General features: G+C 46.3%; 20 protein-coding genes. 16 read left to right on the forward strand and 4 right to left on the reverse strand.

The features are described 5' to 3' along the window. Positions 1-15: 15 nt before the first annotated feature. Complete coding sequence (rlmB, locus tag ICN25_RS07875) at positions 16-771, forward strand: 23S rRNA (guanosine(2251)-2'-O)-methyltransferase RlmB (protein WP_216181054.1); 756 nt, start codon at positions 16-18, stop codon at positions 769-771. Positions 772-803: 32 nt separating this feature from the next. Further along, on the forward strand, positions 804-989 hold the full coding sequence (locus tag ICN25_RS07880) for a DUF2892 domain-containing protein (RefSeq protein ID WP_216181057.1): 186 nt from the start codon (positions 804-806) through the stop codon (positions 987-989). A gap of 11 nt (positions 990-1,000) precedes the next feature. On the opposite strand, the gene trxC is transcribed toward ICN25_RS07880, so the two are convergent. Both trxC and tal read right to left on the reverse strand, forming a co-directional pair. After that, entirely contained in the window at positions 1,001-1,423 is a 423-nt protein-coding gene (trxC, locus tag ICN25_RS07885) for a thioredoxin TrxC (RefSeq protein WP_216181060.1), read from the reverse strand. Positions 1,424-1,452: 29 nt separating this feature from the next. Further along, positions 1,453-2,421 carry a transaldolase gene (gene tal / locus ICN25_RS07890; RefSeq protein WP_216181063.1) on the reverse strand — a complete coding sequence of 323 codons (969 nt, stop codon included), beginning with the start codon at positions 2,419-2,421 and terminating at the stop codon, positions 1,453-1,455. A 109-nt stretch (positions 2,422-2,530) separates the two neighbouring features. Between tal and rpiA the strand changes: the two genes are divergently transcribed. Continuing rightward, positions 2,531-3,241 (forward strand): ribose-5-phosphate isomerase RpiA, encoded by a 711-nt coding sequence (gene rpiA / locus ICN25_RS07895; RefSeq protein WP_216181066.1) that lies wholly within the window; start codon positions 2,531-2,533, stop codon positions 3,239-3,241. Between the two features lie 222 nt (positions 3,242-3,463). Here the strand turns inward: rpiA and ICN25_RS07900 are convergent, their stop codons facing one another. Then, on the reverse strand, positions 3,464-3,736 hold the full coding sequence (locus tag ICN25_RS07900) for an oxidative damage protection protein (RefSeq protein WP_062308940.1): 273 nt from the start codon (positions 3,734-3,736) through the stop codon (positions 3,464-3,466). A gap of 62 nt (positions 3,737-3,798) precedes the next feature. Further along, positions 3,799-5,163, reverse strand: a complete 1,365-nt coding sequence (gene argA / locus ICN25_RS07905; protein ID WP_216181070.1) for an amino-acid N-acetyltransferase — start codon at positions 5,161-5,163, stop codon at positions 3,799-3,801. 17 nt (positions 5,164-5,180) lie between these two features. On the opposite strand from argA, the gene hrpA reads away from it, so the two are divergent. The 13 genes from hrpA (at position 5,181) to ICN25_RS07970 (ending at position 25,097) form a co-directional block, all read left to right on the forward strand. Further along, entirely contained in the window at positions 5,181-9,263 is a 4,083-nt protein-coding gene (gene hrpA, locus ICN25_RS07910; protein WP_370624716.1) for an ATP-dependent RNA helicase HrpA, read from the forward strand. 60 nt (positions 9,264-9,323) lie between these two features. After that, complete coding sequence (locus ICN25_RS07915; RefSeq protein ID WP_216181073.1) at positions 9,324-10,352, forward strand: cytochrome D1 domain-containing protein; 1,029 nt, start codon at positions 9,324-9,326, stop codon at positions 10,350-10,352. A gap of 8 nt (positions 10,353-10,360) precedes the next feature. Next, the gene (locus ICN25_RS07920) at positions 10,361-11,131 is read left to right on the forward strand and encodes a polysaccharide deacetylase family protein (RefSeq protein WP_216181076.1); all 771 of its coding nucleotides are present in this window, start codon (positions 10,361-10,363) and stop codon (positions 11,129-11,131) included. A gap of 15 nt (positions 11,132-11,146) precedes the next feature. Beyond that, positions 11,147-12,124 (forward strand): sterol desaturase family protein, encoded by a 978-nt coding sequence (locus tag ICN25_RS07925; protein WP_216181079.1) that lies wholly within the window; start codon positions 11,147-11,149, stop codon positions 12,122-12,124. A 43-nt stretch (positions 12,125-12,167) separates the two neighbouring features. Further along, positions 12,168-13,028, forward strand: coding sequence for an EI24 domain-containing protein (locus tag ICN25_RS07930; RefSeq protein ID WP_255536728.1), 861 nt, complete (start codon positions 12,168-12,170; stop codon positions 13,026-13,028). Next, positions 13,021-13,884: a molybdopterin-binding protein gene (locus tag ICN25_RS07935; protein ID WP_216181085.1), complete on the forward strand. Its 864-nt coding sequence runs from the start codon at positions 13,021-13,023 to the stop codon at positions 13,882-13,884. The genes ICN25_RS07930 and ICN25_RS07935 overlap by 8 nt, the downstream gene beginning before the upstream one ends. A gap of 197 nt (positions 13,885-14,081) precedes the next feature. Then, positions 14,082-15,497: a type I glutamate--ammonia ligase gene (gene glnA, locus ICN25_RS07940; RefSeq protein WP_216181088.1), complete on the forward strand. Its 1,416-nt coding sequence runs from the start codon at positions 14,082-14,084 to the stop codon at positions 15,495-15,497. A gap of 11 nt (positions 15,498-15,508) precedes the next feature. Then, positions 15,509-16,645, forward strand: a complete 1,137-nt coding sequence (glnL, locus tag ICN25_RS07945; protein WP_216181091.1) for a nitrogen regulation protein NR(II) — start codon at positions 15,509-15,511, stop codon at positions 16,643-16,645. Continuing rightward, complete coding sequence (gene ntrC / locus ICN25_RS07950; RefSeq protein ID WP_216181107.1) at positions 16,642-18,093, forward strand: nitrogen regulation protein NR(I); 1,452 nt, start codon at positions 16,642-16,644, stop codon at positions 18,091-18,093. The genes glnL and ntrC overlap by 4 nt, the downstream gene beginning before the upstream one ends. After that, a complete protein-coding gene (gene xth, locus ICN25_RS07955) occupies positions 18,086-18,934 on the forward strand; it encodes an exodeoxyribonuclease III (protein WP_216181110.1) in 849 nt (282 codons plus the stop codon). The genes ntrC and xth overlap by 8 nt, the downstream gene beginning before the upstream one ends. A gap of 114 nt (positions 18,935-19,048) precedes the next feature. Continuing rightward, complete coding sequence (locus ICN25_RS07960; protein WP_216181113.1) at positions 19,049-20,716, forward strand: efflux transporter outer membrane subunit; 1,668 nt, start codon at positions 19,049-19,051, stop codon at positions 20,714-20,716. A gap of 32 nt (positions 20,717-20,748) precedes the next feature. Beyond that, positions 20,749-21,966, forward strand: a complete 1,218-nt coding sequence (locus ICN25_RS07965; protein ID WP_216181116.1) for an efflux RND transporter periplasmic adaptor subunit — start codon at positions 20,749-20,751, stop codon at positions 21,964-21,966. A 2-nt stretch (positions 21,967-21,968) separates the two neighbouring features. After that, positions 21,969-25,097, forward strand: coding sequence for an efflux RND transporter permease subunit (locus ICN25_RS07970; RefSeq protein ID WP_216181119.1), 3,129 nt, complete (start codon positions 21,969-21,971; stop codon positions 25,095-25,097). The last annotated feature ends 1 nt before the right edge of the window (position 25,098 follow it).

The raw sequence follows: 25,098 nt of genomic DNA on the forward strand, positions 1-25,098 counted from the left end.
TCGAGATAAGTAAAGATGAAGCAAATATTAGTTGGTTTTCATGCGGTACAAGCGCGCTTACGTGTAGATGCGGCAAGTCTTAAGTCAGTTTATTTTGATCCGAGTCGTCGTGATCGCCGTATGGGTGATTTTCTCAAGCAGGCCGAAGAGATCCTTGGCGAACGACTTCACGCTGCTGACTCCGAGCGTCTTCATAAGCTAGCAGGGCATGATCGCCATCAGGGCGTAGTTGCTCTGGCCGAGAAGATGACGATTGCGCGCACCATTACCGAAGTGGTAGAGGATGCAGAAAGCAATCAAAGCAAGGTGATGTTCTTGGTATTAGATGGCGTAACCGATCCCCATAACTTCGGCGCATGTTTGCGTGTTGCTGATGGTGCGGGTGTTGATGCGGTGGTGATTCCTAAGGATCGTTCAGCATCTATCAACGCCACTGTGAGCAAGGTCTCTAGCGGTGCTTCTGAGGTGATGCCAGTGATTACGGTTACTAACTTAGTTCGAAGTATGAAAGAGATGCAAGAAGCCGGTGTTTGGTTAATTGGAACTGACGACGAAGCTGAAAAATCTATTTACGATCTCGATCTCACGGGCCCAATTGGTATTGTCATGGGTGCAGAGGGTGAGGGCATGCGTCGCTTAACCCGCGAAACTTGTGACGAGTTAGTACGCATTCCAATGAAGGGCGTAGTTGAGAGTTTGAATGTTTCTGTAGCGAGTGGCGTATGCTTGTATGAGGCACTAAGACAGCGTTTAGCCAAAGAAGCTAAATAATACGTATCACTTCATCTACTCAAGAGGCTGTTATGAAATGCAATATCGGACATACTGACCGCGTTCTACGAATGACTGTTGGCGTTACCTTGATGGGTCTTGCAGGTTTTGGAATTACTGGTCCTTGGGCTTGGATCGGCATCATCCCATTGCTTACCGGAATGATTTGTAATTGCCCGGCCTACAGTATTTTCGGGATCAATACTGCTAAGAAGTAAGTTGCAACGCCTTAAGCAAGTAGTTGCTGCACAAATTGCTCTAATTGAGCTGGCGGTAGTGCACCGCTAATACGGTGAACCTCTTTGCCATTCTTGAATCCCGCTAGTGTTGGTATTGAGCGGATATTCCATTGTGATCCGAGCAGTTGCTCTGCCTCGGTATTCACCTTTACAAATAACACTTGATTGGCATGAGCAATAGCGCTTGCCTCAAAGGTTGGGCCAAACATCTTGCACGGCCCGCACCACGGTGCCCAGAAGTCCACTATCACCGGCATTACAGATTGAGTTACTAGCTCACTGAAGTTTGCCGCTATTGCATTAATGGGAAGCGACAGTAGCTCTTTCTTGCAAGCTCCGCAGATAGGAGTCTGATTCAGCTTCTCAGCAGGAACTCGATTGCCTTTGTTGCAATGCGGACAATGAATAATCATCTTGACTCCTTGGTGAGCACTCTAAAGACTTAACTGCTTAATAAAGCCTCAAGCTTTTCAGTATCGATGCAGAAATTGCGTATTCCTTCAGCCAATTTTTCAGTGGCCATCGCATCATTATTTAACTGCAATCTAAAGTTGGATTCATCTAGCTTGAGAGGAGAGATATTTTCACTGGCAAGTGCGCTCGCTGCATTGCTGGCGTTGAGCTTTTTATCAACCGCTGCCGTAATGTTCTGAAGGTCTCCCAGCAACTCTGGGCTGATAGTGAGCAAGTCACATCCAGCTAGCTCTAGAATTTGACTGGTATTGCGGAAGCTAGCGCCCATGATTTCTGTGGAAATTCCAAAGTGCTTGTAATAGTGGAAGATGCGCTTGACGGATGTAACTCCAGGGTCGTTTGCACCGCCGTTATTAATATCGTTCCAATTGCTGCCGAGTTTGGCTTTATACCAATCAGTAATGCGCCCCACAAATGGTGAAATCAATTTCGCATTGACTGCGCCACAGGCTGCAGCTTGAACCAGAGAGAAAAGCAATGTCATATTGCAATGAATACCTTCGGCCTCTAAAGCTTTCGCTGCCTGAATGCCTTCCCAGGTGCCGGCTAATTTGATCAAGACGCGTTTGCGATCAATGCCATGGGACTCATACAGCGCGATGAGGTGTTTTGCTTTGGTAATGGTTGCCTGAGTATCAAAAGAAAGTCGTGCATCAACCTCGGTCGAAACTCTTCCTGGAACGGTTTTCAAAATCTCCAAACCAAATGCCACCAGGATGTAGTCAACTAAATCGACTGGTTTCATACCCGGGTGAGCTGATTTAACTTGGTTGACTAATGCCTGATAGTTGGTTTGCTGGGCAGCTTTGAGGATCAGGGAAGGGTTGGTTGTAGCGTCCTGCGGTTGGTATTCCCGCATACGTTCAAAGTCGCCGGTATCGGCCACCACGGTAGTCAGTTGTTTGAGTTGGCTCAGTGCGGTAGCGGGGGAAGTCATCAGGATCTTGAATGCTCTTATTTAATTAATCAGTAAAACAGATTGAATATCATATGATAGATGCATAAATAAGGCTGTTCCAGTTCAGATAAAGGTATCGGGAAAGATCATGAATCAAGATCAATTAAAACAATTGGTAGGTGAAGCAGCGCGGGATGAGGTGTTAAAGCTACCTGCTGGCCAGATCCTGGGTATTGGAACGGGCTCTACCGCCAATTGCTTTATTGACGCTCTGGCACCCCATAAGGCGCATTTCTTAGGAACGGTATCCAGTTCTAATGCTACGACTGAGCGACTCTTAAAACATGGTTTTAAGATCTTAGATCCCAATGAGGTGGATCAGCTACCCGCCTATGTAGACGGCGCCGACGAAATCGATCCTGCGGGTCACATGATTAAGGGTGGGGGCGGCGCCTTGACCCGTGAAAAGATTATTGCCTCGATGGCAAAGCAATTCATCTGTATTTGTGATTCTTCTAAGCAAGTGCCGGTGCTAGGCAGCTTTGCCTTGCCTGTAGAGATTATTCCCTTGTCCAAAGGGGTTGTAACTCAAGAGCTGGCTAAGTTGGGTGGTACGGTAACGCTTAGGATGTCAAAAGAGACTCGTGCAGATTTGGGGCAGACACCAAGTCAGCCTTTTGTGACAGATAACGGTGGCTGGATTCTGGATGTAGCAGGTTTGAAGATTGCAGATCCAATTTCACTTGAAGCGCAAATCAATCAAATTGCTGGTGTGATTACTGTTGGTCTATTTGCAAAAGAAAAAGCCAATATTTTGTTGGTAAGCAATGCGTCTGGCGTGAGCAGAATCACGTTCTAAATTAAAAAACCCGACGGGGCAGCAAGCTGATCCATCGGGTTTGTTTGCCATGATTCTTCATGGCGCAGGCAAGGGGAAGAGATTTAGTTCCCAATGCCCATAAGCACATAGATATGCTTACGAGTAGTGGCTTTCGCCAATGTAGCCAATCACAGGATCTGACTGACTACGATTCAATCCTATGCCTCTGGATTTAAGTCGTCAAGCGATATTCAAAAATAATTATTCAGCTGGTGGTACGTAGCCCTGAGCCATATCTGCGCCACCCTCAAAGAAGTATTTTTCCACTTGCTTGAGTAGGTATTGGCGAGCACGAGGGTCGGCCATATTCAGGCGATTCTCGTTAATCAACATGGTTTGTTGCTTTAACCAAGCAGCCCAAGCCTCTTTGGATACTTGATTCCAAATTTTCTTGCCTAGCTCGCCTGGCAGTGGAGCAAAGTCCATACCTTCTGCTTCTTTATTGAGTTTGATGCATTGAACCATGCGTGCCATTTGTAATGCCTTTCAAATACGGTGTACTAAATATAAATAATGAAAAAATTAACTATAGAAGCTTAGAGATCTTTGGTGAGGACCATGGATTTACGATCCCAGTTGTAGATCTGCTTTCTTTCTTCAGGAAGATCATCAACAGAGGCACGCTTAAAGCCACGCTTTAAAAACCAATGCTCTGTTCTGGTGGTTAAAACGAAAAGCTTTTTAATGCCTTCACGTTTTGCCCGCATTTCAACGCGCTTGAGTAAACGCTCTCCGTCACCCGAACCTTGAACATCAGGATCCACGGCGAGACAAGCAAGCTCACCCACGCCATTAGGGAATGGGAATAGGGCGGCACAGCCGAAGAGAACGCGATCATGCTCAATAACAGAGAAGCGCTGAATATCACGCTCAATGACGTCTTGACCGCGAGCAGCCAAAATACCTTCTTCTTCAAGCGGGCTGGTTAACTGCAGAATGCCGCCAACGTCATCTTGATTGGCTTCACGCAAATTCTCAATATCGGATGAGGCCAACATCATGCCGATACCATCATGCGTAAAGAGTTCTTCTAAAAGTGCGCCATCTTGATTGCATGGCAAGAAGTGAACACGGCTTACGCCAGCACGAATAGCTCTGCCGGAGATATTGAGTAAGCTTTTCATGCCGAGATCGAGCTCAGGATGTTGGGCCACATATTCCTGTAGCTGTGGCATTGACAACTCGGTAATGTAATCGCCTTCTTCATCCTTCAGGCCGGCATATGGACTTAAGAAAATGAGCTTATCCGCTTTAAGCGCAGCAGCAGTTGATGCAGCAACATCTTCAAATGCGAGATTAAATGCCTGACCAGTAGGCGAGAAGCCTAGAGGTGAGAGCAGCACAATCTTGTTGCTGTCTAGCGAGAGCTTGATAGAAGTCGAGTCTACTTTGCGCACCAAGCCGGTATGGATGTAATCAATACCCTCAACTACGCCTACAGGCATAGCGGTAATGAAGTTACCGGAGATCACGGAAATACGTGAACCCGCCATTGGCGTATTAGGTAATCCACGGCTAAATGCCGCTTCGATATCTAAGCGCAATTCACCAGCAGCTTCTTTCACGCACTCTAAGGCTGCAGCATCGGTAATGCGATAGCTGTGCATGGCGCTCTTGCCGAACTGACTCTTAATATTGCGGAGCGTGAGTTGCTCTTCGATCTGAGGGCGGATACCGTGAACTAAAACGATACGCATCCCCATGGCATGCAACATCGCAATATCTTCAATCAGATTTTCGAGGCCGATTTCTTGGGCTAGCTCACCAGCAAAGGCGATAACAAAGGTCTTCTCGCGGAAGCTATGAATATAGGGCGCAACATCACGCAGCCATCCCACAAAAGGAAAGTTGGAGCTTGATTCTTCGGCGTTTAAGCCGGGGTTTGGTGCATTTGTTGGCATAGTGAGAAAATTATAGGGTGCAAGAGCCTATAAACCAACAAAAACCCAAAGCAAGCCCTACGACTGTGCCTGCTTCCAACACCTCGCGACGGCTAGAAATTCGCTTTCCGGAGGAGTTGCCGGTTTCAGGCCAGCGTCAAATCATTAAAGATGCCTTGAGCTCACATCAGGTGGTGATCGTCTGCGGTGAGACTGGGTCAGGCAAAACAACCCAATTGCCGAAGATTTGCTTGGATCTCGGTAGGGGCACTATCAACGGCGGCCGGCTGATTGGGCATACACAGCCTCGCCGTATTGCTGCTACAGCCACAGCGAAGCGTATAGCCCAGGAGCTGGGCACTCCCATCGGTCAAGACGTGGGTTATCAAGTGCGCTTTGCCGACAAGACCAGTCAAGGTGCCTCTATCAAGTTAATGACTGATGGCATCCTGCTGGCCGAGACCCAGAGAGATCCCCAGCTTCGTGCCTATGACACCCTCATCATCGATGAGGCTCATGAACGTAGCCTCAATATTGACTTTCTGCTGGGCTATCTGCGTCAGTTGTTGCCTAAGCGTCCTGATCTCAAGCTCATCATCACTTCAGCGACTATCGACGCTAAGCGTTTCTCAGATCATTTCACCTTAAATGGCAAATCAGCACCCGTCATTGAGGTGAGTGGTCGACTTTTCCCGGTGGAGCAGCGTTATGAGCCACTAGAGCCAGATGCTAAGCCAGATGGAAAAAAAGAGTCCAAAGAAGCTAAAGAAATTCCAGATGCAGTAGCAGAGGCCATTGCCAATGTTTGGCGAGAGGGCGCTTCTGGTGCTGGCGATGTCTTGGTATTCCTGCCGGGGGAGCGAGAGATTCGGGATTGTGCCGAAGCCCTGCGCAAAGATCATGTCCTTCAGCAGCGCTTTCATCCAGAGATATTGAGTCTCTTTGCCCGTCAATCAGTTGCAGAGCAAGAGCGTGTATTTAATCCTGGCAATGGTCGACGCATCATCTTGACGACTAACGTGGCCGAGACTTCATTAACAGTTCCCAATATTCGCTATGTAGTTGATAGCGGTTTAGCGCGCGTCAAACGCTATTCCTATCGCAACAAGGTTGAACAACTCCAGATCGAGCCAATCTCACAAGCTGCGGCCAATCAAAGGGCGGGTCGTTGCGGTCGTGTATCGGATGGTATTTGCATTCGTCTGTATAGCGAACAAGACTATATCAATCGTCCTAAATTCACCGATCCAGAAATTCTTCGTAGCTCGTTAGCAGCTGTATTACTTCGCATGAGTTCTTTGCGCTTACCCCGCATTCAAGAATTCCCATTCATTGATAAGCCTCTCGGCCGTGCGATTGCCGATGGTGTGCAATTGCTAGATGAGCTGGGCGCCATTGTTTATGACGAAGGTTCTGCAGGCGACAACAAAGATATCAATAACAGCTTCAAGTTAACCTCTACGGGTAAGCAACTGGCAGATCTTCCGCTAGATCCCCGAATTGGTCGCATGCTCTTGGCCGCTAAAGAGCAAAACGCATTACGTGAAGTCACCATCATTGCCTCAGCCTTAGCTACGCAAGATCCTCGTGATCGACCCATGGATCAAGCTGCTGCCGCGGATCAAGCGCACTTGCAGTTTGCAGATGAACGCTCTGAATTCTTGAGCTTTGTGAAGGTCTGGGATTGGTATCAGGATGCGCTGAAACATAAACATAGCAATCGCCAATTAGAGAACTTATGCCGTAGTAAATTTTTATCTCCAAGACGTATGCGCGAGTGGCGAGACGTTCACGGCCAACTCCATACGATGTTGGGAGAAAAGGGTTGGAAAGAAAATCCCTCAGCTGCTACTTATGAACAAGTTCACCTGTCTTTGTTAACGGGCTTGTTAGGCTATGTTGCCAAAAAAGAAGAGGATGAAAAATCCCAAGAGCGCGGTAGCAAGACGGGTGGATATATTGGCGCACGCGGTATTCGTCCATTTATTTGGCCGGGCTCAACCATTGGTAAGAAGGCTGGTGCTTGGATTTTGGCGGGCGAGCTTCAAGAAACCAATCGCATGTATGCCCGTACGATTGCCAAGATTGAACCCCAATGGGTTGAGAAGGTAGCGGCTCATCGCTTGATTAAATCCCTGAGCGACCCTTTCTGGGATAGTCGTCAGGGTGAAGTCATGGCATTTGAGCGTGGCACTTTGTATGGCTTGCCAATCTATCACGGCCGTCGAGTGCGTTATGAGTCTCATAACCCAGAAGAGGCTCGCGAGTTATTTATTAGTCAAGCTCTAGTTCAAGAAGAAATGTTCGGTCGCATGGATACTCCTGCATTAATGAGAGAGACCGAAGCCGATGCTAGAAAAAAATACCCGGGTAGTTTTGAATTCTTCTGGCATAACCGCCGACTGATTAAAGAAATTGAGGCATTAGAGCATCGCTCCAGACGTCCCGATGTCTTGGTGGATGATGATCTCCTATTCGCTTTCTATAACTCACGCATCCCAAAGGATGTCCTCAGTCGAGAGGGCATGAAAGCCTGGCTCAAGAAGGCAGCCAAGAGCGAGGGTACTAATGAAGAGAGCGCTGACAGTCTCCTACGTTTAGCTAAAGCAGATTTAATGCGCCACGAAGCCGCCGGTATTACGGTAGATCGCTATCCTAAAAAAATGATCGTTGGTGGTAGTGAGCTTAGTCTGACTTATCACTTTGAGCCTGGCAGCCCTAAAGATGGAGTCACGCTGGTTGTTCCTTTGACGCTGTTGAATCAGGTGGATGGTCGCCGTTGTGAGTGGCTAGTACCAGGCATGTGCGAAGAAAAAATTCACCTCCTACTCAAATCACTTCCTCAGAAATTACGTCGCCACTGTGTACCACTGCCGGAGTATGCAAAATTGTTCTTAGAGCGCATGCTGTCAGAAAAACAGTTTGGGGTAGGTGACTTTTTAGATAGTCTGATCACGGATATTCGTAAAGAGCGTGGTTTAGAAATTAAGCGAACGGATTTCAGACCGGAATCCTTACCACTGCATTCGTCTATGAATTTCCGCCTAGTCGATGAGCATGGTCGCCAGTTGGAGCTCGAGCGCAATTTATCCAGATTGCGCGCAGACTATGGAGAAACTGCCCGAACCGCGTTTCAGGCAATAGCCCAACAAGCGGTGCAGGAGGAGTTAGGCGGTGAAGTTCCAGCAACCGCTCCAAACGCCCCCGTCAAAACAAGTCAGAGTAGCAATACATCTGCAGTAAAAAATGTCGAGCAGGGTGGTTACCGCAGCTGGGACTTTGGTGAGCTGCCCGAAACTCTGGAGATTCAGAAGGGTAGCCGTACCTTATTTGGTTATCCCGCATTAGTTGACCGCACAGAGTCGTGTGATCTTGAGGTCTTCGATGATTTGCTTGAGGCTAGAAAACATCATTGGCAAGGATTGCGCAGATTATTTGCCTTGTCTAATAAAGACACGCTCAAGGCGCTACAAAAACAACTGCCCGGAATTAGAGAGCTGGGTTTGCTGTTCATTAATGTTGGTTCAGTAGATGGTTTGATTGAGCAAATTCTCAATCTTGCACTAGAGCGAGCCTTTATGAATGATCCACTGCCAGTAAATGCCGAGCAATTTGCAGAGCGCCTGCAGGCAGGCAAGCCTCGCTTAGCTCTGATTGCGCAGGAGATTTCAAAGCATGCCCTGGCAGCATTACAGGCCCATGCGGACCTTCAAAAGAAACTGGCTCAGGCCAAGGCTGCCTCATCTGCTGCATATACAGATATTCAAACGCAAGTTCAGGGTTTGATATTCCCCAAGTTCGTATCCGATACCCCTTATGGACAGTTGGTGCATTTCCCACGCTATCTCAAAGCGATTGCCATGCGTATCGATAAGTTGCGCGCCAATCCTAGTCGAGATGCGCAGTGTCAGAAAGACTGGGAATCTGTTGCTCGGCCATGGCAAAAGCTGGTTCAAGGCAGTCGTGGATCTGCCAACTACGCCATGTCTGAGGACCAGGCTTTGACGGATTTTCGCTGGCAACTGGAGGAGCTAAGGGTAGCCCTCTACGCTCAAGAATTAAAGACCCCAACCCCAATGTCTTTAAAACGCCTAGAAAAGGTCCTGGCTAGCTTGCGTTAGGTCAAATGGGTCTTTGTTTAAGACCGCAGTCTAGGGCGTCAATTGCTTACAATGGCAGCTATGCATACTTATCTCAGAAAAGCCAAATTTGGCACTATTTCAGCCTTGACTGTATTTACCCTGATCGGGTTGCAGAATGGCGCCTTTGCACAAGCTCCAGCAGCAACTGACTCTAAAGGTGAGCCCAAGTTAGCAGTCGTGTTGAACTCTGGGGAAGCAACAGTCAGCTTGATCGATATGCCGAGTCGCAAAGTGATTAAGACTGTACCGGTTGGTAAAGAGCCTCATCACTTAATGATGACCCCAGATCAAAAGACGCTGTTGATTGCAAATGCTGCGGGTAACGATGTTGTCTTAATGAATCCCACTACCGGTGAATTGACAGGAAAGATTCCTGACATCATTGATCCGTACCAAATTGGCTATTCACCGAACCATAAGTGGTTTGTTGCAAACGGCAATCGCTTGGATAGAGTCGATGTCTATCACGCTCAAGGCGCAGACCTGAAGTTGGCCAAGTCGATTAAGTTGGGCAAGACGCCAAGTCACGTTGCATTTACAGCGGATAGCAAGATTGCATTTATTACCCTACAAGATTCCAATGAGTTAGCAGCAATTGATTTGGATACTCAGACTGTGCTTTGGAAAATGACGACAGGTAAGGTGCCTGCTGGCGTTTGGATGACTCCCGGAGACCAATACTTATTGGTTGGTATTACCGGTGAAGATAATGTTCAAGTGATTGACTGGAAGAATCGTAAAGAAGTGAAGCGAATTCTCACCGCAAAGGGCGCTCATAACTTCCGTCCCTTAGGTGATAAAAAGCATGTGTTCGTCAGTAACCGTATTGCATCCACTATCAGCATGATCAATATGCAGACTTTGGAAAAGGTGGGCGATATTACTGGCCTGCCTGCAGGTCCGGATGATATGGAGATCACGCCTGATGGAAAAACCATGTGGGTAACATTCCGCTTCTCCAAAAAGGCAGGGGTGATTGATATCCCATCAATGAAGCTGGTGACTGTGATCCCGGTTGGTAAATCCCCCCATGGTGTTTTCTTTACCCCACGTGCTGGTTGGGAATAATTTAGGTAATGCTCCTCAAAGCCACATTTACAAGGCTTGCAGCACTTCTAGCCTTAGCGTTTTTTACATCGCTTGGGTTTGCGCAAGATTCACATTGTAAAAAAACGGTTTACCTTACCTTTGATACCGGCAATATGTCTGTTGCTCAGACGGTTGCGGATATATTGAATCGCCAAAAAATCAAAGCCACTTTTTTTCTGGCAAATGAAAAAACCAGTCGTGGCGATTTCTCTCTGGATGATTCCTGGAAGTCTTTTTGGCAGGATCGTGTTCGGGAAGGCCATCATTTTGGCAGTCACACTTATGACCATCTGTACTTTGTTAAAGATGGCCCCAGTGGAGAGATCTTTGCAAAGCCGCAGTTTGGCCCTAAGGCCGGAGTGATGAGTTTGTATAACGAAGCAAGCTATTGCCGAGAAATCAGGCGGGTAGATGAGCGATTTAAAGAATTAACTGGCAACAATATTCAGAAAATTTGGCGTGCACCTGGCGGTAAGACTTCGCCTCGCTCCATTAGGATGGGTAGTCAGTGTGGTTACCAGCACATCGGCTGGAGCCCGGCCGGTTTTCTGGGTGATGAGCTGAGCTCACAGACTCATCCCAATCAGACGCTTTTGGATAAGGCAAGTAGTCAGCTGCAAGATGGTGATATCACCATGGCCCATCTAGGCATTTGGTCACGTAAGGACCCTTGGGCGCCAGCCGTCTTAGAGCAACTGATTGTCAATTTGAAGGCTCGCGGCTTTTGTTTTGCAACCCTGCCAAAACAGGATAAATAAGTCACAATTGGGTATATGGATACCAATCCTTTCATAGCCGCCATCTCGTCAGCCTACGCTAGCACGCAAGAGTTCTTGTTTGCTAATGTAGCGGGACCCATTCTGTATCAGTTCGACCTGATGTCCATGGCAGAAGATGTCTTTGATGGTATCGATTGGTTTTTGTTTGGCTGCATTCAGATCTTACTAATTGCTGTCATCCTGCGTACTTGGGAAAGATTTTCTCCGGCAGAGCGGCAGGAGCGTTTTGCTACAAGCTCTAAGGCAGATATTTTTTATACCTTGTTTCATCGACTGGGTATTTTTCACGGCTTGATCTTTATCGCCTTATCAGGATTTTTCTTTCAGATCGACTCCGTCCTGCATGACTTCCGATTCGGCAGGCTCAATGTAGAGTCATGGCGGCCTCCGATAACATCCATCCCCTTGGTCAGCTTTTGCATTTACTTTGTATTGCTAGACCTGGTCGAGTATCTATATCACCGCGCTTCACATACCTTCAATTGGTGGTGGCAGCTGCATGCCTTGCATCACAGTCAAACTGTTATGACAGCATGGTCTGATGATCGAAACCATATTCTCGATAGCATTTTGCATGCGGTCGTGTTTGCTTTCTTTGCATTACTTTTCGGTGTATCTCCGAGCCAGTTTATTTTGCTGGTGGTATTGAGTCAGTTTATTCAGAGTTGGCAACACGCTAATCTGAAAATTCATCTTGGTGCCTTTAAATATCTATTGGTATCGCCGATGTATCACCGGATGCATCATGCGGTAGGTTATGGCCATGAGGCCAAAGGTAAACCAGGTGTTTTGGGCGGTTGCAATTTTGGCGTCTTGTTCCCGTGGTGGGACATGATCTTCAATACTGCGATCTTCCCAAAAGAAGTTCATCCTACTGGAGTCAGGGATTTGACTATTTCACACAACATATTGCAGCAGCAGTGGCAGGGTCTGATGCATTCAGTACGTGAAATTTTTCCCAAGACGAAGTAAATAAACAGTAGTTCACTCGCAGCAATGGAAATCTATGGATAGCATGCAGCAAGTATTTAAGTCTTTTGGCTTGGCTTTAGTCGGCACGATGCATCCAAAAATGCTCTGGTTAAGCCTGCGCCCATTTTTGATCGTCTCTGTCTTATGGGGCTGCTTAATTTGGTTAACTTGGACGCCGGCACTGGAGATGCTCAGCATCTTTCTAACAACATCCATGTTTACTAGCTGGATTCAGGATGGTTTGATTTGGGCTGGCTTTGAGAACGCACGCGCGTGGATTGCGCCACTCTTTTTTGTCATGCTGCTCATCCCATTAATCTCGATCAGTTTATTGGTGTTCATTGCCTTCACTACTGTGCCAACGATTGTCAAAGTTGTTACCCGACAACATGCTTATAAAGATCTAGAGCGAAAAAAGGGCGGTGGTTTGTTTGGTAGTTTTATTTATACGATCTGGTCTGCCTTGATCTGCTTGGCATTGGTGATGTTGACTCTCCCGGTCTGGTGGATTCCGCCTTTGGTAGCGGTCTTACCGCCATTACTTTGGGGTTGGTTAACCATGCGTTTGATGTCTTATGACGTGCTGGCTCAGCATGCTACTTCGCAAGAGCGCGATACCTTACTACACCAACACCGCTGGCCACTGCTAGCCATGGGAATTGTTTCCGGAATGCTCGGCGCCGTACCTACTTTTTTCTGGGCAACCTCTGCATTGGCTTTGGTATTGTTTCCGATTGTGAGTTTTGTTGCTCTGTGGATCTACTCTTTAATCTTTGTATTTGCTGCGCTGTGGTTCACGCACTATTTACTCGATGCATTGAAAGAGATGCGTAGAAGCGAGTTGGATCAATCTTTAAATATAGAAGCACGTGTAATTGATATGGAGCTACCGTACCATGGTTGAGGCGTCTAAACAGGTGAGCATTGATGCTCCTGAGCTTAAAGCTCGTCGCTTTGGTTTAATTGTGATTGGCGATGAGATTCTGTCAGGCCGTCGCCAAGATAAACACTTAAGTAAATTAATTGAGCTCTTGAATGAACGCGGCTTGAGTCTTTCTTGGGCCAAATATGTTGCAGATGATCCCGAGCAAATTACGGCAACCCTAAAAGACAGCTTTGCAAGTGGTGATGTTGTTTTCAGCACCGGTGGAATTGGTGCTACTCCTGACGACCATACTCGGCAGTGCGCTGCTTTGGCGCTGGGCACCAAAACTGAACTGCATCCAACTGCGCAAGAGTTGATTGCGGGACGCATTCAGTCGATGGCGGAAGGGGATCCTTTAAAAGCGGATCTCAACACTCCTGAAAATCAACATCGCTTCAAGATGGGTGAGTTCCCAATTGGGAGTGACATCATCCCCAATCCCTATAACCAGATTCCTGGCTTTTGCATTCGCGAGCACTACTTTGTCCCTGGCTTTCCAGTGATGGCTGCTCCGATGATGGCTTGGTGCCTTGATACCCACTATCAAAACCTGTTTCATCGTGAAAACTGGGCAGAGCAGAGCTTTATTGTTCCCAAGGGCATTGAGTCAACCCTAACGCCTTTAATGGAGCGCATTGAAGCCACATTCCCGGGCGTCAAGGTCTTTAGCCTTCCATCCGTTGGCGATGCCTCTAAGGGTGGTGTTTATGCTGAACGCCATATTGAGTTGGGTATTAAAGGTAATGCAAACCTGCTTGATAGCGCTTGGATTGCTTTGCGCACAGGTACCGAGGCTCTGGGTTACGTAATTCACGATATCTCTAAACCTGATTAAGCACTACTTTGGTGCAAATATAGTAATTTTTAGCGTTTAGAGGGGTATTTCAGCACTTAATTAGTGCAATAATGACTGTTCCCGTTTGTTTGCTTCAGTAAATTAGATACATCCCAAGGGCATATTTGATGCCTGGAATAAACAAGGGTGTACACCTTAGGTTTGTATTCCGAATTTAGTTAATAGAGGAGATTTGCATGACGAAGACCGTCGCTGATGTGATGAAGTTAGTTAAAGAGAAAGAATGTACTTTCGTTGATTTCCGCTTTGTAGATACAAAGGGTAAAGAGCAACACACAACGGTACCTATTTCTGCATTTGACGAAGACAAATTTGAGAGCGGTCATGCATTTGACGGTTCATCTATTGCTGGTTGGAAGGGTATTGAAGCTTCTGACATGTTGTTGATGCCTGATCCAACAGCTTGCTATATCGACCCATTCTATGAAGAGCCAACATTGGTCATCACATGTGATGTGATCGAGCCTTCAGATGGCAAAGGTTACGACCGTGATCCACGTTCGATTGCCAAACGTGCTGAGTCTTATTTGAAAAGCACTGGCATTGGTGATACAGCTTACTTTGGTCCAGAGCCAGAATTCTTTATTTTTGACGGCGTCCGTTGGGGTGCTGACATGCAAGGTTGTTTCGTTAAGGTAGATTCTGAAGAAGCTCCATGGTCTTCAGCTGCTGAAATCGAAGGTGGTAATACTGGTCACCGTCCAGGTAAAAAAGGTGGCTATTTCCCAGTTGCTCCAGTAGATACATTCCAAGACATGCGTTCTGAAATGTGTTTGATCCTCGAATCTTTAGGTATTCCTGTCGAAGTGCATCACCATGAAGTTGCTGGCCAAGGCCAAAACGAATTGGGTACTAAGTTCAGCACTTTAGTTGAGCGCGCTGACTGGACTATCTGGCAGAAATACGTGGTTCAAAACGTTGCTCATGCATACGGTAAGACAGCCACATTTATGCCTAAACCTATCGTTGGCGATAACGGTTCTGGTATGCACGTTCACCAATCTATTTGGAAGAATGGCGAGAACTTGTTTGCTGGTAACGGCTACGCAGGCTTGTCAGAATTCGCATTGTTCTACATTGGCGGCATCATCAAGCACGCTAAGGCATTGAATGCGATTACTAACCCAGGTACAAACTCATACAAGCGTTTGGTTCCAGGCTTTGAGGCTCCAGTGAAGTTGGCTTACTCAGCACGTAACCGTTCTGCTTCGATTCGTATTCCACACGTTTCAAGTCCTAAGGGTCGTCGTATCGAGACTCGCTTCCCTGATCCATTGGCTAACCCATACCTCTGCTTCTCAGCATTGATGATGGCAGGTTTAGATGGTATTCAGAACAAGATTCATCCAGGTGAAGCTGCTGACAAGAACTTGTATGACTTGCCACCAGAAGAAGATGCAAAGATCCCAACCGTTTGTGCAAGCTTGGAAGAGGCATTAGAAGCTTTGAACAAAGACCGTGAGTTCTTGACTCGTGGCGGTGTCTTTACAGACTCTATGATCGACGCATATATCGCTTTGAAGATGGAAGATGTCACACGTTTCCGTATGACTACTCATCCTATCGAATTCGATATGTACTACTCCCTGTAAGCGAAGGAGAAATGTTGAGCGCAGGTCTGTTGCGCAATTCGTTCAAAGGGGCAGCTTCGGCTGCTCCTTTTTTTCCGACATTGCTTGATCAGATGCCCAATGCCATCGTGGTGTTTGAGGCTGAGAACCAACAATTGGTTTACGTAAACCCGGCTGCAGAGTCTGCGCTGGATCTTTCACGGAAATCTCTTGAGGGACAATCTGTGCACAACTTGTTTGGCGATAACCAGGCTATTAAGCTGATGATCGAAGAGGTGAAGCTAGGGCATGTGTCCGCTCAACGTCAAGAGATGGTGTTGCATTCATTGCCGGGGAGTATTCATCAAGAGTCGATTCCTGCGCACGTAGTAGTGGCTAGTCTTGAGGATCCAACTCTGATCATGATGGAGTGGTTTCCGATTGATCAACAGTTACGAAGTGAGCGCGATGAACGCGTCACTCAGCAAGTCGAAGCAAACAAGCAGTTAATGCGTAACTTAGCGCATGAAATTAAGAATCCTTTGGGTGGCATTCGTGGTGCCGCTCAATTGCTGGAGTTTGAACTTCCAGAAAAAGGCTTGCGTGAATACACCCAGGTCATCATAAAAGAGTCAGATCGCCTCCAGAACTTGGTAGATAGGTTGCTTGCCCCACATCGCAAGGCTCATGCCATGGAGTCATTTAATGTCCATGAGGCATTGGAGCGCGTCCGCAGTTTGGTTTTGGCTGAGTTTCCAAAAGGGTTGAGGATTATTCGTAACTACGACACCAGCCTTCCTGAGGTTTTAGGTGATCGTGAGCAGTTGATTCAGGCGGTCTTAAATATTGCCCACAATGCTGCTCAAGCACTCTCAGAAGAAATACATCAAGGTATTGCCCAAATTGAATTGAAGACGAGGGTAGCTCGCTCTGTAACCATTTCGAAACATCGCTACAAGATGGCGATGGACTTACATGTAATTGATAACGGACCCGGTATTCCGGAAGATATCCGTGAGCGTATTTTCTTCCCTCTAGTTTCTGGCAGAGATGGTGGCAGCGGTCTTGGGCTTACCCTGGCGCAAACTTTTGTACAGCAGCATCAAGGCTTCATTGCCTGTGACAGCCGTCCTGGACGGACTGACTTCCATATTCAAATTCCTTACCGTAGGCAGGAGAAAGCATTATGAAACCCGTGTGGATCGTTGATGATGACCAATCTATTCGTTGGGTGTTAGAGAAGGCGCTGACTCGTGAGAATATTCCCCATAAGAGTTTCTCTAATCCAAATGATGTTCTCGATGCTCTGGAGAAGGATGCTCCACAAGTATTAATTTCTGATATTCGGATGCCCCGTGGCAATGGTTTGGATCTTCTCCAAAATGTAAAAGAAAGCCATCCAATGCTTCCGGTCATCATCATGACGGCATACTCGGATTTAGATTCGGCAGTTTCATCTTTCCAAGGCGGTGCATTTGAATACCTCACTAAGCCATTTGATATCGATAAAGCGGTAGAGCTAATTCGTCGTGCTATGGAGCAGAGCGAGCGCAATCAAACTGGCAATAAAGAGATGAATGGCTGGAGACAGGATTCCACTGAAATTATTGGTCAAGCTCCGGCAATGCAGGAAGTTTTCAGAGCCATTGGTCGTTTGGCTCAGTCTCACTCAACAGTCTTGATTACTGGTGAATCTGGCACTGGTAAAGAATTAGTTGCCCAAGCTTTACATAAACATAGTCCCCGCGCTAAGGGCCCATTCGTGGCTTTTAGTACTGCTGCAGTGCCTAAGGATTTATTGGAGTCAGAGTTATTTGGTCATGAGCGCGGAGCGTTCCCTGGAGCATTGACGTTGCGTCGTGGACGTTTTGAGCAAGCTGATGGTGGAACCTTATTTTTGGATGAGATTGGAGATATCCCTTTTGATCTGCAAACCCGTTTATTGCGCGCATTAACCGACGGACATTTTTATCGCGTTGGTGGGCAAGACCCCATCAAGGCAAATGTCCGCATCATTGCTTCCACACACCAAAACTTAGAAGCCCGTGTTGCTGCTGGTGCTTTCCGCGAAGATTTATTGCACCGCTTAAATGTGATTCGTTTACGGATGCCGCCATTGCGTGAACGTGCTGAAGATATTCCAGTTCTGGCACGTCATTTCATGTTGTCTTGCGCTAAGTCTTTGGGTGTAGAGCCTAAAAAACTGTCGGATGATGTTTTAAAAGAAATCAGCGTTATGCCATTTCCAGGTAATGTGCGCCAATTAGAAAACCTGTGCCATTGGTTAACTGTGATGACACCATCCAATGTGATTGGGGTAAGTGATTTACCTGCGGACATTTTGGCGGAAGCTAGTGAGCAACCTGTTTTATTGCAAGGTGAATCCAATCCATCCGCTCCAGTTGCCATTAGAGGCGCTTCAGTTGATTGGGAGGGTGGTTTAGGTCGACTGGCAGTCAAAATGCTCCAAGACGGCGATACAGAAGTGTATGACGTACTGTGCTCTAAGTTTGAAAAAGCAGTGCTGCAAGCAGCCCTAGAGGTCACTCGGGGGCGACGAGTTGAAGCAGCACAGCGCCTTGGTATTGGCCGTAATACGATCACCCGGAAATTGCAGGAGCTGGGCATTGATGGCTGAGTCGATTCGAATAGCGGCCTGGAATGTCAACTCACTGAAGGTGCGTTTACCTCACGTACTCAAGTGGTTACAGGATCAAGAAAAAGCTAAGAAGCCTATTGATGCGCTATGTCTTCAAGAATTAAAGATGACGGAGGATAAGTATCCGCATAAAGAGCTAGAGGAGGCGGGGTACATCAGTATTGCTGCCGGACAAAAGACCTATAACGGTGTGGCCATCATTGTTCGTAAAGCTGCACTAGCGCCGATTGCCACAGATCATGAAACAACTTTTCTAAAGCCAGTCAGAAATATTCCTGGAAATACGGATGAGCAGCAACGCATCTTGGCCGCAACAGTGTGCTTTAAGGGTATACAGCCTATTCGCCTGGTGTCGGCATATTTCCCCAATGGACAGTCGCCCGATAGCGATAAATTCCAATATAAGTTGGGATGGCTTGCAGCGCTTGAAGATTGGTTAAAAGAAGAGTTGACTCAAAATACTCGCTTAGCACTATTAGGCGACTTTAATATCGCACCTACGGATGATGATGTGCATGACCCATCGAAGTGGATTGGTCAAAATCTGGTATCTCCACCAGAGCGACAAGCCTTTCAGAAACTACTCAATTTGGGTCTAACGGATTCATTCAGAATGTTTGAACAAGCGCCTAAAACTTTTAGCTGGTGGGATTACCGGATGATGGGCTTTAGGAGAAACGCTGGCATGCGGATTGATCACATTCTTCTGAGTGACTCACTCAAACAACAATGTAGTGCCAGCATTGTCGATAAAGAGCCTAGAACCTGGGAGCAGCCTTCTGACCATGCTCCAGTGGTTGCGGAGATTAAAAAGTCTTAATATCGGGGCCTAGCGCCTACATTAAGACAGCATTCTGTATCTTGCTTTATTCTTAATAGAATCTATAACAGCATCCTTAAATGAAGCAATCAGTTTTGAAAATTAAGCTCTTGAATGCCAATATCTAGAAATTCGATTGCCAGTTTAGCTGCCATCCTCAGCACGTGCATGCTGGCTGGATGCATTATGGTTGGTCCGGATTATGCAAGACCTCCGGTTAAGGCTGTGGATCAATATAAATCATCAACTCAAACGGAATTTACAGAGTCTTTGGGGGAAAACTCGAACAAGATTCTGGATCCTGTGGAGTGGTGGCAGAGCTTTAATGACCCAACACTAAATGCCTTGCTAAAGCAGGCTACTGCCCAAAATCTGACTTTGCAACAAACTGCACTTCGGATATACCAATTGCAAGCTCAGCTTGGAGTGAGTGATGCTGCACTATTGCCTTCCGCTAATTTAAGTGCCGCCTATGCAAATAACCGCAATAGCGCAATACAAGAAGCTATCAATGACTCCAATAATTTAGTGTCTAGAAATGCCTTGATTCAAATGAGTTGGGAGTTGGACTTCTGGGGAAAGAGTCGTCGCGGAATTCAAAGCTCATTAAGCTCGTATTTATCTGGTGTTGCTGCTTACTACTCAGCTGATGTTTCTTTAACTGCGGATGTCGCCAATACCTATATCAATATTCGTAACTATGAAGAGCTGATTGCTGTTGCAAAAACAAATCTAGCTTTACAAAAAGAAAGCTTACGCATTGCAGGGGCTCGTTTTAAATATGGTGCCACCTCGATGCTGGACCTAAGTCAGGCGCAATCTCAGTATGAGCAGACTAAGGCGCAGATACCAGGATTGATCGCTAATTTAAGAAAAAATCAGCATGCCATGAGTATCTTGCTGGGTGAACCCCCAGATTATTACGAAAAGACTTATGGAAATACCAATGGAACTCTCAAGCCGCCAACAGCATTGGGTGTTGGTATGCCAAGGGATTTATTGCGCCGTCGCCCCGATGTTCTCCAGGCAGAGTTTGATGCTGCCTCTAAATCCGCCTTGATAGGCGTAAGTAAGGCGCAGCTATTCCCAACATTTACTTTGGGCGGAACTTTTGGCTACTCCAACTCCAATTATGGAAATTTAACCTCTGCTAATTTATTTAGTTGGGGTAATAGCTCTTCCGGAGTTACTGCTGGACTGTATTTACCGCTGTTTTATCGAGGTGCAATCGTGGATCAGGTCCGTGTGCAGGATGCTATTTTTCAGCAGAGTCTGTTGGCCTATCAAAATCAAGTCCTGAATGCTCAGAAAGAAGTTGAGGATTCGCTGATTACCATCTCTACAACTAAGAGCTCGAAAGAAGATTTAGGCCGTGGCGTGATTGCAGCACAAAGTGCAGCTGATTTAGCTCTTGAGCGCTATAAGACAGGGCAGAGTGATTACACCACGGTAATTACTGCGCAGCAATCTCTATTAAATGTACAAAACGCTTTTGTCCAAACTTCATCAAACGAGCTCATCGGGTATGTTGGGGCTTTTAAGGCGCTTGGTGGTGGCTGGACGGCGGATATGAATCCTCCTAAGCTCCCCGACCAGATGATTTCTGACATGACCGACCGCACAGATTGGGGTTCAGTTCTAACGAGGACAGGCGATCCATTAACGGTTAAGGCAAGCAAGATTTTGGTAGACACTCCAGATCCATCAAACCCTACGCAAGATGAAGCACCAGTTAAAGTAAATACACCTATTCCGCCGACCCAGGGAAGTGCAGCGCCATGAAAGAGTTATTAATAAAAACTAAAATTTTGCTGATGCCTTTATGGCATCAAGTTCAGACGCTATGGGGATCACTCTTAGCTAAATGGAATGGTTTTCTTGCAAAGTTAAGTACGGTTGAGATCCCTGTTCTTAAAAAGAAGCTTTCACCGCGGACAATTGGAGTATCTATATTCGTTTTGATCGCCTTAATCGCATTGATTTGTTTGAAATCTTGCGGCAAAGAAGTCAAACGGTCCCCGACTCCAGTAACAACAGCCCAGCCGCTCTCTCAAGAGATTCGTAGTTTTGCAACTTTTGACGGTTTGGTAGACCCATATCTCACCGTCAATCTTGATGCACGAGTTAAGGGCTATCTTACTAAGATTGGATTTGCTGACGGAGCTATGGTGAAGAAGGGTGATCTATTGTTTGTAATTGAACAAGATCCCTATATTCAGGAAGTAAAGTTAAAACAAGCAATCTACAACGAAGCCAAAAGCGAGTATGGGCGTCAAAAATCCTTGCTTAAGGAAAATGCAACTTCTCAGGCTGCCGTTGATAAAGCCTTATCTCAATACCAGCAGGCTGAGGCTAATCTCACTCTTGCCAAGATTAATTTAGGTTATACGGAAATTAGGGCGCCTTTTGATGGCCTGATGGGAAGGCATTTGTTGGATGTGGGCACTTATTTAGATGCCACTACAAAAGGTGTTCAGTTATCTACTATTCAGCAAATCTCACCAATTTATGTCTACTTCTCGATTAATGAGAGAGACTTTTTGAAGTTTCAAAAAATCCAAGATCCAAATGTAGAGCGTAAGTCTGAAGTAAATACTCTGCCTATTTTTGTTGGACTTCAAAGCGAGCTTGGCTATCCCCATGAAGGTGTATTGGATTACGCTGCTAATTTGATTTCGACTGATACTGGATCCCTGCAATTGCGGGCAATCATTACGAATGAGAATTATCAGTTAATCCCGGGCTTATATGCTCGCGTTATGGCGCAATATGGCGAACCAAGGCAGGCCTTGTTGCTGCCCAAGACTGCTGTGATGACAGATCAAGTGGGCGACTATGTCTTTGTTTTAGACGATGCTATGCGTGCACAACGTAAGGACATTACCCTAGGTCAACGCTTTGAGAAGTATGTTGAGATTAGCAAGGGTTTAACTGCTAGCGATAAGGTTGTTATTAATGGCTTTATTAACTTGAGTATTAATCAAGTGGCAAAACCAACGGAAGTTACGCTTGAGGCAATGCCAGCTCGATAATCATGCTATCTAAATTTTTTATCGAACGGCCGGTACTGGCTAATGTAATCGCCTTAGTCATGCTATTGATTGGGGCGGTATCCATTAATAGCCTACCGATTGCTCAGTACCCCAATATTGTTCCACCTACTATTCAGGTGACCGCTAGATATCCAGGGGCGAGCGCAACCCTTGTGCAGCAATTGGTTGCTAGCAATATTGAAACTCAGGTGAATGGTGTTGATGGGATGCTCTACATGGAGTCTGCATCCACCAATGACGGTAACTACACCTTAACAGTTACGTTTAAGGTTGGAACTGATCCTGATTTGGCACAGGTGAACGTACAAAACCGGGTGGCCATTGCGCTTCCTTCTTTACCTCAGGCGGTACAAAAGCAGGGCGTTACAACTAAAACACAATCGACTGCCATTCTGCAGTTCGTTACCCTGACTTCATCCAATCCTGATCATGACGGCTTATTTTTAAGTAATCTCGCAAATCTCAAGCTACAACAGCGCTTGGCGCGCTTACCAGGCGTGGCCGCAGCCAATGTATTTGGTGTGGGTAACTACAGCATGCGAGTTTGGCTAGATCCCGCCCAGCTGAAGATGCGCAATCTCACTCCAAGTGATGTGATTGCCGTCATTAATAAGCAAAACGTCTTGCTCACTGCTGGTCAAATTGGCGCTCCACCAACACCCATGGGTCAAGATTTTCAGCTGACACTCAATGTTACGAGTGCCATGACCACTCCCGAACAGTTTGGAAAAATTGTAGTTAAGTCGGGAGGCAAGGCTGCTATTACTTACTTGCGAGACATTGCCAGAATAGAAATGGGTAGCCAAAACTATAGCCAATTCTTCAAGATTAATGACAGTCCTGCTGGTGGTATTGCGATCTATCAAATGCCTGGAGCCAATGCGATTGCTACTGCACAGGCAGTTCAAGATGAGATGAAGAGTATCGCCAAGACGCTTCCAAAAGAGGTGTCTTGGGCTATTCCGTTTGATACCACGATGTTTGTTCAGGCTTCCATTCATGAAGTTTATAAAACACTTTATGAGGCTGGCATCTTAGTTTTGCTCGTGATTATGATTTTCTTACAGAACTGGCGCGCTACGCTGGTTCCTGCAACCACAGTGCCCGTGACTATTATTGGCGCATTTGCTTGTATGGCCGCTCTCGGATTCTCAATTAACTTGCTCACCTTATTTGCAATTGTTTTATGTATCGGTATTGTGGTTGATGATGCGATCGTGGTGGTAGAGGCAGTGTCAAAGAAGGTGGAAGAGGGCGAAGATCCAAAGCAGGGTGCGATTGATGCTATGACTGCTTTGATGGGTCCAATCATTGGTATTACCTTAGTCTTAATGGCGGTGTTTATCCCTGCTTCGTTTATTGCGGGTATCACCGGACAGATGTATCGCCAGTTTGCTTTGGTGATCGCAGCAACCGCTCTAATTAGCGGCATTAATGCGATTACCTTAAAGCCAACTCAGTCAGCCCAGTACTTAAAACCGATTGATCCCAATCTAGTTAAAAATAAGCTCTATCAAAAATTTGATTTGTATTTCAATCGCCTGGCAACTTGGTATGGCCACAAGATTGAAGGTTTAATGAAAAATCGCGCCAAAGCCTCTATGGTGGGTATTGCGATTATCGTGTCATCACTCATTGGCTTAATGTTCGTCCCATCAGGTTTTATCCCAAATGAAGACCAGGGCTATTTAGTGGTTTCAACAACCTTGCCTGATGCGGCCTCTTTACAGCGAACTGAAGAGGGCATTAAAAAAGCGGTAGATGTAATTAAAAAGGTCCCTGGCGTTGAAACGGTTGTCGTGATTGGCGGCATTAACCTATTGAACAACAGCAGTTCCCAGTCTAATTCGGGTGCTTTATACGTCATCATGAAGAAGTGGGAGGAGCGGGGCAAAGGTGAAGACCTCCGCACAATCTATAACAATATGAATGAAGGGCTTCAGCAGGTTCAAGAGCTTAAATCCTTTGTGCTCTTGCCGCCAGCCATTCCTGGTTTAGGTCTATCCGGTGGTTTTGAGATGAGGCTCATGCTCACCGATGGCAGTAATAATTTTGCTAAGTTAGATGCCGCTACGAAGGCTTTCATTGATGAGGCACAAAAACAGCCAGAGATCATGATGGCCTTTACGCCATTTCAAAATAATGTCCCACAACTCCAGCTTAGTTTTAATGTGGGTAGGGCGGAAACTTTTGGCGTTGAGATCGGTGATGCTTATGATGTATTGCAATCCTACTTGGGATCTTCATACGTCAATCAGTTCTTCAAATATGGCCAGACATACCAAGTCTATGTTCAGGCCGACGGCAAATATCGTAGCGCTATAGAGCAAGTTAATCGTCTTTATGTAAAAAATAAGAGTGGCAATATGGTTCCGCTCGGATCTTTCATTGATGTCAAAGAAACTACCGGGCCAGCATTTGCATCTCAATTCCAGCTGTATCCGTCTGCTGCGGTTCTAGGCGCTGCAAAGGATGGCTATAGTTCTGGGGAGGCAATGAAGGCTCTAGAGCAAGTAGCTAAGAATTTGCCGGATGGCGTCGCTTTTCAGTGGGCTGGTATGTCTTATCAAGAAGATTTGGTTGGAAATACCGTGATCTTAATCTTTGCGCTATCGATCTTGTTGGTCTATTTGGTGCTCGCAGCCCAATATGAAACCTGGGTTGCTCCACTAGCTGTTTTGACAGCGGTGCCACTCTCCTTATCGGGAACGGTATTGGCTTTATTGCTTACAGGCCTTGCAAATAATATTTACGTGCAAATCGGTCTGGTTTTAATGATCGCACTTTCTTGTAAGAACTCAATTTTGATTGTTGAGGTCGCCATTGAGTGCAGACATAAAGGCATGAGTTTCGTGGATGCCGCACTAGAGGCTTCAAGAGAGCGATTTAGACCAATCGTCATGACATCCATTGCATTTATTTTGGGTGTCATGCCATTGCTGCTATCTACTGGCGCAGGTGCAGCAGCGCGTATCTCTTTAGGGATTACGGTATTTAGCGGAATGATTGCCTCTACCTGCCTGGCAGTGGCATTGGTCCCAATCTTCTATGTAGAAATCGAAACCTTCTTTGAGAAGCGTGCAAATAAGAAGTCTTCTAAGACTCCTTAGT

The sequence above is a fragment of the Polynucleobacter sp. 80A-SIGWE genome, assembly GCF_018882295.1.
Taxonomy (GTDB): Bacteria; Pseudomonadota; Gammaproteobacteria; order Burkholderiales; family Burkholderiaceae; genus Polynucleobacter.